We start from the raw sequence: 13,241 nt of genomic DNA on the forward strand, positions 1-13,241 counted from the left end.
CCTGTTATCTCTATCCCTCTATCTTTCCAACTTTCCAACTTTCCAACTTTCCAACTTTCCAACTTTCCAACTATTTCTGATTTCTCTTTGCTGCTCTTTCATTTCTTTCTAATTTAGTAGGCTCCAATGCAACATCGTTTCCTTGAAGTAATCCTGCAACCCCTGTTCTAACCTCTGTGTCCTCTTTTTTAGTCTCTTCATAATGAGGCTCTGTGTAAGTTGTTATAACACCTTCAAAGTTTCTAAGGATTACTTTGTCTGGTGACATAGAAATTACATAGTTTGGCATAACTGGAGTCTTTCCTCCTCCACCAGGAGCATCAACAACAAATGTTGGTACTGCATATCCTGATGTATGTCCCCTTAGACCTTCCATAATTTCTATACCCTTTGAAACCTTAGTTCTGAAATGCTCAATACCCATTGAAAGGTCACATTGATAAATATAATAAGGTCTAACTCTTATCATTACTAATTCTTGCACTAACTTTTTCATTGTTTGAACACTGTCATTAACTCCTCTTAACAATACTGATTGGTTACCTAGTGGTATACCAGCATCTGCAAGTTTAGCTATAGCTGCCTTTGCTTCTGGAGTAATTTCCTTTGGATGGTTGAAATGAGTATTTAACCAAACTGGATGGTACTTCTTAAGCATATTTACTAAGTTATCAGTAATCCTTTGAGGCATAACTACTGGTGTTCTACTTCCAAGTCTTACTATCTCTACATGGGGTATTTCTCTTAATTTCTTGATGATATATTCTAATCTTTCATCGGATACTAATAAGCAGTCTCCTCCTGAAAGAAGTACGTCCCTTACTTGTGGTGTATTTCTAATGTATTCTATTGCTGCATCCACTCTATCCTTTGGAGCTCCACTATCCTTTTGTCCTGCAAATCTTCTTCTTGTACAATGTCTACAATACATTGAGCATTGGTCTGTTATAAGAAGAAGTACCCTGTCTGGATATCTGTGAGTTAATCCTGGTACTGGTGAATCAGTATCTTCATGTAATGGGTCTTCCATATCTGAACTACCTATATGAGTTTCTGCTATTGTTGGTACAGCTTGCATTCTTATAGGACAGTTGGGATCACTCTTATCCATATGAGCTGCATAGTATGGAGTAATACCCATTCTAAACTTTTTAAGCACTTCAGCTATATCTTTTTCTTCTTGGGCTGTTATGTTTATAATTTCCTTTAATTGTTCAACATCTACTATTCTATTTTTAACTTGCCATTGCCAATCATTCCATTGTTCCTCCGTCACATCTTTCCATAAATCAATATTTTGCCAATACTTTTCCATTTTATAATTCCCCTTTCTTTTTATATAAATTATTAACTATTCCCTATTGAGGTCACATTTAAGTGACCTATATAAAAGTAAATGGCTAAACTAATCTTAGTAACTATTAGCCAGTAACTAACCCCTATGCATATAATTCTTCATATAATTTTCTCAATGTTTCTGATTCTCTTAATATTTGAAGAGAAATTTCAGCATGTCCTTTAGTATATCCATTTCCTACTATCATAGTTACATCTTTTCCTACTCCTTCTGCTCCCAATGCTGCCTTTGTAAAGCTTGTAGCCATACTAAAGAAATATACCAAACCATCATCCTTTGTAGCCAATATACTACCCATTTCAGTATTTGATACATTTACATTGTTAATAGTTATGTCTGCCATTTCTCCATTAGTAGCCTCTGAAATCTTTTCCATAACCTCTACTGCATTAGTAGCATCTGCTTGTATATATATATCAGCAAGATTTGCTGACCTAACCCTCTTCATAGCATCTTCACTATGTCCTAGACATATTACTTTTCCTGTAACTCCAGCTCTCTTCTTAGCTTCATATAGACAAAGCATTCCTGATTTACCTGTTCCACCTATGATTACTACTGTATCCCCTGGTTTCACTAATTTTGCAGTTTGAGCTGGTGCTCCTGCCACGTCAAGCACTGATAATGCTAAGTTTTCTGGAATATCATTTGGCAATACTGCATATATTCCACTTTCAAATAATATTGCTTTACCTTTTATATCTACTTGATCTATATCTTTTCTCACTTCTAAGATCTCATCAATTCTAAGAGGTGTTAATGATAAAGATACTAATGTAGCTATTTTATCTCCAACTTTAAGGTCAGTTTTTCCTTCCATTGCAGGTCCTATTTTTTCTATAGTACCTATTAACATTCCACCTGAACCAGTAACAGGGTTTTGATGCTTTCCTCTTTCTGCTACTATTCCCTTCATTATTTCTTTTATTTTCTCAACATCTCCACCGGCTTGTTCCTTAATTTGTGTAAAACTTGCCGAATCAATATTAAGTGTCTGAACATTAATTAATATTTCATTATCATAAATGTCCATGTTGTTGTCAATTTTTGTCGCTGGTTGAGGTAATTTTCCTTTAGGTTCAATAACTCTATGTGTTCCAAAAGCACATCCTTTTTTCATTATACATTCCTCCTAATTTTGTTCTATTCTCTATTCCATACTCCCTCATCATCTCACCTATATTATTATGCAACCAATATGCCAAATCTATAAAAAATTCTATTGATAAAAAAATAACCATCTTTGTCGATGGTCATTTATCGTCTATATCCTTGAAATATAGCCATTTAATTTTAAAAAATATTTTTTAAAAAAAGTTTTTATATAGAAAATACCCAATTAAATTGCTATAAAAATATCTATAGAAAATGTTTTCCTGCCCAATTTTGGGCAAAGTTAAACATTTATCTTTTTAATTTATATTTTTTTATCTTGTACTGTAAAGTCTGTCGAGGTATGTCTATAATCTCTCCAGTTTTAGTAATATTCCAGTTCGTCTTATTTAATGCTTCTATTATAATACTCTTCTCTACTTCTTCAACTGCTTCATTTAAAGGTCTTATAGCTTTTGTTTCTTTTTTATCAGTCTCCATATCAATAAACTGTTGGGGTAGAAATTCTTCTATGACTACATCCCCTTCATACATTGATATTATCCCTTCCATAACATGCTGTAACTCTCTTACATTACCTGGCCATGAATACTCAATAAATCTATTCATAACTGGTCTAGATACCCGTTTAAAATTTTTATTGAAACGTTCATTATATTTCTTTATAAAATACTTTATAAGTATAGAAATATCATCTTTTCTCTCTCTCAAAGGAGGTATATTTAGGTTTATTACATTAAGTCTATAGTATAGGTCTTTACGTATCATCTTCTCATCTATTGCCTTTTCTGGAGGTATATTGAGGGCAGTAATTATCCTGACATCCACATTTACCGTTTTTACAGAACCAACCCTTCTAATTGTTCCATCTTGAAGTACCCTTAAAAGCTTAGCTTGAAGCTCCAAAGGCATTGAATTTATCTCATCTAAAAACAATGTACCTTTATTGGCCAATTCAAATAATCCCAATCTGTCTTCTGCTCCTGTAAACCCACCTTTAGTAGTTCCAAATAATATACCCTCCAATAGATTAACTGGTAGTGCAGCACAGTTTTGAGCTATAAAGGGCTTATGCCTTCTGGGACTGGAGTTGTGAATAGACTGTACAAATAACTCCTTGCCTGTTCCCGTTTCTCCATATATCAGTACTGGAGAATCTATTTGAGATGCCTTCAATGCTAAAGACTTTAAGCTCAACATTTTTTTACTTTCTCCCACTATATCCACAAATGTATAATCTGCTGTACCCTTTTGTTTAACACGCTTTCCTGGTTTACCTTCATAGAGCTCACTCTGAAGATCTACTATCTTTTCAGACAATACCTTCACTTGGGTTATATCCCTGGATATCTCTATGGCACCCTTCACCTTATCATTATACTTTATTGGTATAGTGGAGTTTACCGTTACTATCTTATCTCCTTTATAATTCTTAAATGTCTGTTCCACATCAAATATGGGCTTACCTGTACGTATAGTTGATAAAAAAGTACTGGTTTCAAATGACAGAGATGGGTATATCTCTAATATATGCCGTCCTATAGTCTTGTCTCCATCAATATCTTCCATCCTCTGTGCTGCCCTATTGAAATAGACTATCCTCCCCTGATTGTCTATTATCTGTATCCCCTCTGTTATATAATCCAAAATTTCAAAAATATTTTCTCTTAAAAATATATCTTTCAACATTGCACCCCCCAATGCCCGTTTTTCGGCAACAGCCGCTTAATTTTAGGCACTTGTTTTTTTAAGTGCCCTTTTTATTATATCATATGCTACATTACATTTATTAATAATTCATTATTACTCTCTATACTATTTGAAATGTTTACTCTATATCCCAATTCTATATTGCCTTTACCTGTGTCAGATATATCTATTGCCATTTTATTGGTAAGTATCTCCATATCTAAATTCCCATAGGGAGTCATATAATAGGTATTAAATCTCTTACCTTTTTCAAATACCATATCGGATGTATTGGAACCAAATCTTTTCATAGAAACCTTATCTCCTTCTATTTTCAAAGTTGTCGTTGTCCCCTCCATCCCTGAAATTTCTGTTTCTTCATAAACTATATAATATATATCCCTTTTCTTGTAAAACTTCCCCTCTGTCAATAGCTCTATAATATCTTCTTTTCCGTTTTCATCTGTTTGTTTCCCTTTAATCTTTATCCTCACTTCACACATCTATTTACTCCTTTCAAATATTTTCTATATCCACCTTTTTTATATCTCTAATTTCTCTTTTTAATATATTTCCACCTATCCTTCTAAATTTTTCAGGGTCATCACTTACATAATACTTATAATTAGATGTATTTAATCTTTCACTTAATAAATTTTTATCCTTTAGCATTTCTTTAGTAGCCTTAGCTGTTTCGTAGGCAGGATTTACTAGATTTACTCCTTTTCCCATGGTTTTTGCCAATGTATATCTTAAAATAGGATAATGGGTACATCCTAACACTAAGGTATCTATATTATGTTCCTTTAGTTCCATCAGATATTTCTCCGATGTCAACATTGCAACATCTGTATCTTCCCATCCTTCTTCTACTATCTGAACAAATAAGGGACAAGCAATCCCTATAACTTCGGTATTTTTATCCACCTTTCTTATGGTGTTCTGATAAGACTCACTATTTATAGTCCCTGTAGTTCCTATTACCCCTATTTTTCTGTTTTTAGACGTTAGTACAGCTGCATTGGCTCCCGGTTCTATAACTCCTATAATGGGGATATCGAAGTGTTTTGAAGCTTCCTTTAGCGCTATTGCACTGGCAGTATTACATGCTATTACTATAGCTTTTATATTTTTGCTCAGTAAAAATTTTATGCATTGAAATGAATACTTTATAACCGTCTCCTTAGATCTAGTACCATAAGGTATCCTTGCTGTATCTCCAAAATATATAATATCTTCTCCCGGTAATTGTTCCATTATCTCATTTAATACCGTAAGGCCTCCTATGCCTGAATCAAACACTCCAATAGGTCTATCATCCATCCATAATCTCTCCTTGAATTTAGTAATTAGTTTTCTTAGTTCTTAGTTCTTAGTTCTTAGCTCTTAGCTCTTGGTTCTTGGTTCTTGGTTCTTAGTTTGTAGTTTGTAGCTAGTAAGTATTGATAAGTATTGATTAGTAGTTCAATAAAGAAATCCGCAGGATTTCTACCATCAACTAAGAGCTAAGAACTAAGAGCTAGGAGCTAAGAACTAATAACCAACAACTCACTTAGTATATTATATTATACTATATATTCAAAGAGAAGAAAAAAAGTTAGTAGTTTAAATTAAATGTAGAGACCCTATAAGACTCTCACATTAACTATTAACCACTAACTACATTCTATGATATTTATACCTTTATTAAAAAGTTAATATCTATATCATCAATGTTCCATTTTCGTCCTTTATTATTTTCAATATTTTTTCTTCCTTACCTGTGGCGGCATTTATATATACTATAAAGTCTAGACCCTTGTACTTACCTCTAAATTCATAGCATAGCAAATCATTATTTCCCCTATCTGGTATTATGGCAAGTCTTGTCTTTGAGATATCAAAATCATATCTTACCCTTTCCCTTGCCTGTTCTTTTGTTATTTCAGGAGTATCGATTTCTCTTTCATAGTGGCTTTTTAGATATTTCGATGCATCGAATCCGATAATCTCTCCATTATCTAACGCTATCTTCACCTTTATTAAATCTGTATATATGGTTACATCATCCTTGGTATATGCAAAATTATATAATATTGACCCATCATACTTTAATGAATAATTGGGCTCCATACCTTCAAATCCCTTTTCTTTAAGAAAATCTCTTGCACTTTTTTCTGCGTCCTTATCAGACAGCTTTTTATCTTTTACTGGCCTAGGGTTTTCCATCCATATGGGCTTTCCTCCCATCTTACTTATCCCTATGTATATAGCCGATTCTTTGTCTTTATTTTCAGGGACTATACTAAAGGTATAGGCATTGATATTGGCGGCATCACTATTTTCCCCTTGTTCAAACCCAGTTATCTTTTCTACTTTTTCTACTCCTATAAACTTTTTAGCTACTTCTTCTGCTTCCTTCTCTGTAAACTCCTTATCTCCCAATCCCTTAGGCTTGACATTTAATACTTGGTCCGAAAATGGCCCATCATATATGAGCTCTGGATACTCAGTAAGTTGTTCCTCTTCATATTTAGCCAATCTTGTATTTATCATATTTTCATTGGCCTTCCTAAAATCTTTTTCTCCCGACAATGAACTAATATCTATATCACCCTTCAATACCTTTTGATGTATACCTTCAAGCTCTCCTGATAAATATGCAGTATAGTCTTGAAGTTTGAAAAGAGATTGTCGTTGTTTATTGTCTAAATTATTTTCATCTAAATGGTCCTGTAATAATGCATAACTATAGTCAGCTACTTGGTTTAAAAATTTTTCAGTTTTAGCTAGATCACTATGTTTTACAGGAAGCTGGGCCAGTTTATCCTTGGCAAAATATGCTTGTTGCCATATTTGAGACAATAATAATACATTTTGCTCCTTTGATTCTGACAACAGTGCCTTTGATAATGATGTCTGTACTGTTTCTACATTATCTTTCATATCATAAAACATCCTTTGATATTGATTATTCAACATAATCTCATATGTCCTTGCCTTTCTATATTGGGTATATCCCCAAATTCCTGTTGCCAAAATCGCAAATGCCAAAAATGAAGATATTATAATATTCCTCTTTTTCACTGTAACACCTCCTTAGTTTCCAAACCAATGTTTGCCTATTTTTATAATGACCTTTCTACTCCAAATCCATTTACTGGTGGATGTAGCAGGATTCCAGTAATATCTGCAACCATAACTTGGGTCCCATCCATTTAATGCATCCCTTGCTGCCCTTAAAGATTCATCATCTGGAGCTAAATTTATTTGTCCATCACTAACAGCTGTAAATGCCCCCGGTTGATATATTACACCTGCTATGCTATTTGGAAAAGATGGATGATCCACTCTATTTAATATAACGGCAGCCACTGCTACCTTACCTATATATGGCTCTCCTCTTGCCTCTCCATGTATGGCTCTACCTAAAAGATAGACATTGTCATCCCTAGATGTAGAAGCAGCTACAGACCCTGCATTATCAAGCCTTATTCCTATAGCTGATGCAGTTTTAGGTCCCACTATTCCATCTACCGAAAGATTGTTATTCCTTTGAAATCTCCTAACTGCCCTATATGTTCTAGAACCATATATACCGTCTACATCTCCTTCATAATAGCCCCATTCTCTCAATCTATATTGAACATCCTTCACTGGCTGGCCTGTTGAACCCCAGTATAATATTCTAGGTGCTGCATTTGCAGCTGTGCATAGAATAAACACCATAATAATAAGTATCAATAAGATTCTTTTTTTCAAGATGATACCTCCTCAAGTGTTATATAGTCAAAAGTATTTTCTGTAATATATGTGAAATTTATTCACGATTATTTTTAAATAATTGATATACGAAGAAAATAAGACGACCAATAGTAGTAAACTGCACCCTGTCAAGTAAATATTGAAAATAATAAAACAATTTTTTATAACAAGTATGAAAAAATGGACTGCCCCTTTCAAATTGACAGGCAACAGTCCATTTTTTATTTGCACACTTATTAACTATTCTTTGTATATAATGAAATCCATAGGATTTCCATCATCAACTACTAACTAAGAGCTAAGAACTAAGAACTAAAATCAGTGATTATTTTTTTCCCCTAGTAATACATTTTTGTTTTTTTCAAACAACTCAACTATTTTAAATTTTAATTTCATTGGTTTTTCTTCCTGTCTAGATGTAAGAATCATATTGTATTCTTCTTGGGTCAATACTTTTTTTAACGCCTTTTCTGATTTATGTCCTGTCAATCCATTATTTGTATCTATAAAGCATAGAGGTGGAAACATTACACACCACCAGTTTTGTCCATTACCTTCTCCAATAATTACTTTTACTGCCTCATATTTTCCCGCTGGAAGTGTATAATCTCCATACCTTTTTGTGGGAAAATCCGATAATCCAATAGATGCTTCTACATCATAATCTTTGCCATTTTCCTTTATTTCTTTTCTTGCTATGTATTCTATTCTATCTAAATTTTCTTTTACTATTTCTTTAGTTTCATCTATGGAATTGGAATGTTCGAATTTCTTTCCCATCTCTTCTAATATCTTATCTCTTACCCTCAATTTCAGCTGTTGATCCTCGGGAGAATCACTATTTGCTATTACATGAAATCTAATAAATTTCTCCTTATATTCTTCCCTGTTCTTAAATACATCCCTTGCATACCCATACCCAATTATGGGAGTTAATATAATTATGACCAATAGCATGGTCAATATCCTCTTTTTCATATTGTCCCCTCCTAGTTTTAAATATAATTAATAGCTACTGAGAACTGCCTACTAACTATTGTGCTTATATACATTATTATCTCCAGATTACATTTTTTTATAACATATAGAAAATTTATATGTATTATATAGGTATCCAACTCAACCTTTAAAGTATTAATACATATAGTTAAGAGAATACTAATAAATTCTGCTAAAAAACTAGATGAAGGAAATTGAAGAGGAATTGGAGGCATATATATTGCCTTTTATTTGGCTAATCCCGTTCTTCTCAGCTTTGAATCAACTTTTACACTTATTTTTACTTTTTTAAATTCTGTTTCCCATTGCTCTTTAACTGTATCCCATATATCTGGTTCATATTTACTCAAATATTCTTGCACTCCTATTACATCCACATTGAACACCTGCTGAAGTTTGTTTATAGTTTTCAGCGCTTGCTTCTCTATCTCTATTTCCAATTTTTTTTCTATATTTTCTAGCACTTCTTTCTCTAAAAGATGTTCTGTACTATCAAGTATATATTCCTTAGTATATCCCTCTGTAACTAAATCAAATACAAAATGTATAGTCCCATTTTTATCAATATAGGCATGCTTCTTTATAGATGTCCCAGTAAGTACATATGGTATTGATAAGTCTTTGTATACTACAGTTATTTCATCATATTTCACCTTATCTGTTAAAAGTATGAACCCTCTAGTTTCTATCTCACCCAGCCAACCAATAAATTTGTAATCTTTTATTACACCCGATCCTGCTATCTTCAATTCATCTTCATGTTTTGTTATTCTAGGTATAATTGCACAGCCATTGGTTTCGTGAAGTTTTGAAACTAGATCTCCAGTTGTTTCTTTATTGTATCTTGAACTCACCTGGATCCTTTCCATGGCTCCCGATATATATGCACCTATGATAGGTTCCGATTCCAATTCTGCCTCTAATATCTCTTGGGCACTATCAGAGGCTATTAGTACATATGCCTTTTTACTTATCACTGGATCCCTTTCAAATGTATCCATTACCTTTTGAAAAAGTTCTGTATTTAAAAAATCTTTGCCAAATATAATGGCCTTTGTATGACTAAATGTAAATACTTTATCTGTCCTAGTAGTTGATTGTCTAGATATCTGGTATACATTGTTTCCTGTACTGCTTATGGTAAAACGAGGAGGCCCTGAAGAATCCTTTCCTATATAATCTAAGTTTGGATACTCATATGTTATATTGTATCTATCTTTAAATTTATTTTGATTATCTTCTTCTTTCTCAATCTCATAACTATCTATGCCTATCGCTGTTATAAATGCCCTTTTATCTATCTCTACCTTATCCCAACATCCCGATAAAAATACAATACAAATAATCAAAATAAAAATATATATTTTCATTCTATCCAAAGCTCTTCTCTCCTTACATGCAAATCCTTTATAATTATCGATTTTGTCTTTTAAATTTCATTATTGCAAATATGAATAAACTTAAAGGAATAACTATAGTAGCTGCAACTCCTATATAATAGGAGAACATATCCATATAATTATATGCCTCTGCTAAATTGTCAGGCATTAAAGATAATATATAGACTACAGGCAGTACTGGTATTACATAGTGCTCATATTTTTTGCAATTAAATAGCCTCGAAAAGGAAAAAGCAACAGCAAATAGTACAGGTGCTACAGTTGCAAATATCATCAGCATCCATAACGACATAACTATTCCCTCTATATTTTCAATAAAAGCACCAGGTATATCTATGGTCTTCATTATTGACAATGAAGGCCATAAAAGATGATCTAATTTTTCTTCCCCAAATTTCATAATAGTTATTAAAAATGTAAACATATATATAGCCGTTATAGTCAAAACAGCATATACATTAGTTTTTATACTCTGCTGTTCCTTTAACATAAAACCATTATTTATAGCTATAATTTCAAATCCTAAGAAACTAAAAAATATGGTTGGTAGCGTAAATAGTATCTCCTTGAAATCACATCTACAGATCGGTAGTATATTGTCAAAATGTAACTCTGGTAATAATGTCAATAGTAACAGAAATATGGGAATTACTACTATGGGTATGATTATCTGCACTATTCTTCCTATGGGCTCTATACCCATACGGGCTATATACGATGTAGCCAAAAGCATAGTTATAATTATAAATTCTGTAGGCGTATTTATTAATAAAAACATCTCAGTAACTTCTGCAAATATCCGCATAACAAATGCCAGTAATCCTAAATAGTATAAAATATATATTATAGATATTATTTTACCCAAGGGTTTTTTCAATATATGAACTGCATATTGATTTATATCTTCTCCCCTATACATATTATTCAATTTAGTCAACACCACTACCATAATAGATGTCATTATTCCACCTAAAATAATCAATATCCAACCATCTTTTCCAACCTTATTTATTAAGTTACTAGGCAAAGATAATATCCCTACCCCTAATGTCAATCCAACCATTATAGCAGCATTTTGTCCCTTTGTTATATTATCCTTCCCAATCATAAGTATTGTCCTTTCTATTTTTTAATCCTAGTTCTATCCTTTATATTGAAAAACTTTGGCCTCTTTCTCATAAATATCAAAGGAGGTCTTATTACTGTATCCTTTAATTCATCCTTCATAAAAAACATACTGGAATAAGGTGCTAAATAAGGTACTCCAAAACTTTTGAGCCCTGCTAAATGACTTATTATAATTATTACACCTAATGTTATACCATAAAGTCCCAATACAGATGATAAGAGCATAATGGGAAATCTGAGTACCCTAAAACCCGATGAAAAACTATAACTAGGTAACGAAAAAGAAGCTATAGTGGTCAATGCCACCACTATTATGGTCAATGGACTTACTATCCCTGCTTCAACTGCTGCCTGACCTATTACAAGACCCCCTACTATACTTATGGTGGTGCCTATGGGCCCTGACACTCTAGTTCCTGCCTCTCTCAAAAGTTCTATAGTAGCTTCCATAATTAACGCCTCTATAAATGCAGGAAATGGTACACCAGTCCTAGTAGCCGCTACATATAGAGCCAATTGTGTCGGAAGCATTCCAGGGTGAAATGATGTAATGGCTATATATAATGAGGGTAATAGTAAGGAAATAGGTATTGCAATATATCTTAATATCCTCACAGCAGAAGATACCACCCATCTAAAATAATAATCCTCTGATGACTGTAGTAACATACTCAATGTGGCAGGCACTATTAATACTGTAGGAGTATTATCAACAACTATGGCTATTCTCCCCTCCGTTAATGATGCAGCTACTGAATCAGGCCTTTCTGTTACCTCAACTTGAGGAAATGGAGAAACCCAGCTATCTTCTATCATCTGCTCCACATAGGAGCTTTCAAGGACAGCATCAATTTTCATGCTGGTTAGCCTATCTTTTACCTCCTTTAACACTTCATTATCTACTATATCCTCAATATACATTAAAGCTATATCAGTTTTTGACCTCTCCCCCAATTGCATATATTTTACTTTCAATTTAGCATCTCTAAACCTTCTTCTTATCAATGTAGTATTTACCTTTGCTGTCTCTACAAATCCATCTCTTGGTCCCTTTATCACTGTTTCTGATTGGGGTTCTGTTATCCCCCTTATAGGCCATCCCCTTGAAGATATAACCATAGACTTTTTAATTTGATCTATGAGTAATACTGTTTCCCCTATCAAGATATTTTCTATAGTATTATCTATATCATCAAACTCTTTTATTTCAGGCACAGCTATATTTCTGTTTTTTGCTAAATCATAAATACTACTCTTTATAGTAGCTGGACTAGGGGGCAATTCTCTAGCTTGATGCATTAAAGACTCCATCACATAATCACTTATAATATCTTTATCTATGAGGCCATCAACATATATTAGGACAAATTTTTTAGTCTGTCTTTCCCCTACTAAAAATTCTCTATATATTACATCATCACAGTCTTTTAATCTGTCCTTTATATTTTTTAGATTATTTTCTATATTTTTAGACAACAATGTTTTTGACATTATTCTCCTCCTAGTATAAATAGCAATATATAAATTGCAGGAGCCATAATAATATATCCTAATGATATATATCTTGCTATTTTTGTATCTCTTTTAAATCCCGATTTTTTTAATTTAGCAACATCTACTATCCAAGTGAAAATTCCCACTGAAAATATAAAAACTAAAAAATAGGGATTTAATATGCTTTTAATTTCATCTATTTTAATCAACATGTCAATTACCACCCTCAAACCATATTACTAATATTTACTTTTACATCACTGTTTATTCTTTCCAAATTAATCAATCATTTATACTTAAATAATAAAAAAACGGCC

Annotated in this window: 12 protein-coding genes; all 12 read right to left on the reverse strand. The window is 32.8% G+C overall.

Annotated features, from left to right (window positions below; all coding sequences use genetic code 11):
* Positions 1 to 70: 70 nt before the first annotated feature.
* A complete protein-coding gene (gene kamA, locus Q326_RS0100340; RefSeq protein WP_026893558.1) occupies positions 71 to 1,315 on the reverse strand; it encodes a lysine 2,3-aminomutase in 1,245 nt (414 codons plus the stop codon).
* A 124-nt stretch (positions 1,316 to 1,439) separates the two neighbouring features.
* Positions 1,440 to 2,477, reverse strand: coding sequence for an L-erythro-3,5-diaminohexanoate dehydrogenase (kdd, locus tag Q326_RS0100345; protein ID WP_034600654.1), 1,038 nt, complete (start codon positions 2,475 to 2,477; stop codon positions 1,440 to 1,442).
* Between the two features lie 284 nt (positions 2,478 to 2,761).
* On the reverse strand, positions 2,762 to 4,159 hold the full coding sequence (locus Q326_RS0100355; RefSeq protein WP_026893560.1) for a sigma-54 interaction domain-containing protein: 1,398 nt from the start codon (positions 4,157 to 4,159) through the stop codon (positions 2,762 to 2,764).
* A gap of 86 nt (positions 4,160 to 4,245) precedes the next feature.
* A complete protein-coding gene (locus Q326_RS0100360; protein ID WP_026893561.1) occupies positions 4,246 to 4,662 on the reverse strand; it encodes a YwiB family protein in 417 nt (138 codons plus the stop codon).
* 13 nt (positions 4,663 to 4,675) lie between these two features.
* Entirely contained in the window at positions 4,676 to 5,482 is an 807-nt protein-coding gene (murI, locus tag Q326_RS0100365) for a glutamate racemase (RefSeq protein WP_026893562.1), read from the reverse strand.
* A 378-nt stretch (positions 5,483 to 5,860) separates the two neighbouring features.
* Positions 5,861 to 7,225 (reverse strand): germination protein YpeB, encoded by a 1,365-nt coding sequence (gene ypeB, locus Q326_RS0100370; RefSeq protein ID WP_026893563.1) that lies wholly within the window; start codon positions 7,223 to 7,225, stop codon positions 5,861 to 5,863.
* A 12-nt stretch (positions 7,226 to 7,237) separates the two neighbouring features.
* Positions 7,238 to 7,900, reverse strand: coding sequence for a spore cortex-lytic enzyme (sleB, locus tag Q326_RS0100375; RefSeq protein WP_026893564.1), 663 nt, complete (start codon positions 7,898 to 7,900; stop codon positions 7,238 to 7,240).
* Between the two features lie 321 nt (positions 7,901 to 8,221).
* The gene (gene spoIIR / locus Q326_RS0100380) at positions 8,222 to 8,881 is read right to left on the reverse strand and encodes a stage II sporulation protein R (protein ID WP_026893565.1); all 660 of its coding nucleotides are present in this window, start codon (positions 8,879 to 8,881) and stop codon (positions 8,222 to 8,224) included.
* Between the two features lie 248 nt (positions 8,882 to 9,129).
* The gene (locus Q326_RS0100385; RefSeq protein WP_245592038.1) at positions 9,130 to 10,272 is read right to left on the reverse strand and encodes a Ger(x)C family spore germination protein; all 1,143 of its coding nucleotides are present in this window, start codon (positions 10,270 to 10,272) and stop codon (positions 9,130 to 9,132) included.
* A gap of 43 nt (positions 10,273 to 10,315) precedes the next feature.
* Positions 10,316 to 11,410, reverse strand: coding sequence for a GerAB/ArcD/ProY family transporter (locus Q326_RS0100390; RefSeq protein WP_026893567.1), 1,095 nt, complete (start codon positions 11,408 to 11,410; stop codon positions 10,316 to 10,318).
* 14 nt (positions 11,411 to 11,424) lie between these two features.
* Positions 11,425 to 12,921 carry a spore germination protein gene (locus tag Q326_RS0100395; protein ID WP_051530994.1) on the reverse strand — a complete coding sequence of 499 codons (1,497 nt, stop codon included), beginning with the start codon at positions 12,919 to 12,921 and terminating at the stop codon, positions 11,425 to 11,427.
* Complete coding sequence (locus tag Q326_RS0100400) at positions 12,921 to 13,136, reverse strand: CLC_0170 family protein (RefSeq protein ID WP_026893569.1); 216 nt, start codon at positions 13,134 to 13,136, stop codon at positions 12,921 to 12,923. The genes Q326_RS0100395 and Q326_RS0100400 overlap by 1 nt, the downstream gene beginning before the upstream one ends.
* Between the last annotated feature and the right edge of the window lie 105 nt (positions 13,137 to 13,241).

The sequence above is a fragment of the Clostridiisalibacter paucivorans DSM 22131 genome (genome assembly GCF_000620125.1).
GTDB lineage: Bacteria > Bacillota > Clostridia > Tissierellales > Clostridiisalibacteraceae > Clostridiisalibacter > Clostridiisalibacter paucivorans.

Bases quoted from the DNA above. Each gene is read 5' to 3' on its own strand.
- kamA (WP_026893558.1), bottom strand. From the start codon at position 1,315: ATGGAAAAGTATTGGCAAAATATTGATTTATGGAAAGATGTGACGGAG.
- kdd (WP_034600654.1), bottom strand. From the start codon at position 2,477: ATGAAAAAAGGATGTGCTTTTGGAACACATAGAGTTATTGAACCTAAA.
- Q326_RS0100355 (WP_026893560.1), bottom strand. From the start codon at position 4,159: ATGTTGAAAGATATATTTTTAAGAGAAAATATTTTTGAAATTTTGGAT.
- Q326_RS0100360 (WP_026893561.1), bottom strand. From the start codon at position 4,662: ATGTGTGAAGTGAGGATAAAGATTAAAGGGAAACAAACAGATGAAAAC.
- murI (WP_026893562.1), bottom strand. From the start codon at position 5,482: ATGGATGATAGACCTATTGGAGTGTTTGATTCAGGCATAGGAGGCCTT.
- spoIIR (WP_026893565.1), bottom strand. From the start codon at position 8,881: ATGAAAAAGAGGATATTGACCATGCTATTGGTCATAATTATATTAACT.
- Q326_RS0100385 (WP_245592038.1), bottom strand. From the start codon at position 10,272: ATGAAAATATATATTTTTATTTTGATTATTTGTATTGTATTTTTATCG.
- Q326_RS0100390 (WP_026893567.1), bottom strand. From the start codon at position 11,410: ATGATTGGGAAGGATAATATAACAAAGGGACAAAATGCTGCTATAATG.
- Q326_RS0100395 (WP_051530994.1), bottom strand. From the start codon at position 12,921: ATGTCAAAAACATTGTTGTCTAAAAATATAGAAAATAATCTAAAAAAT.
- Q326_RS0100400 (WP_026893569.1), bottom strand. From the start codon at position 13,136: ATGTTGATTAAAATAGATGAAATTAAAAGCATATTAAATCCCTATTTT.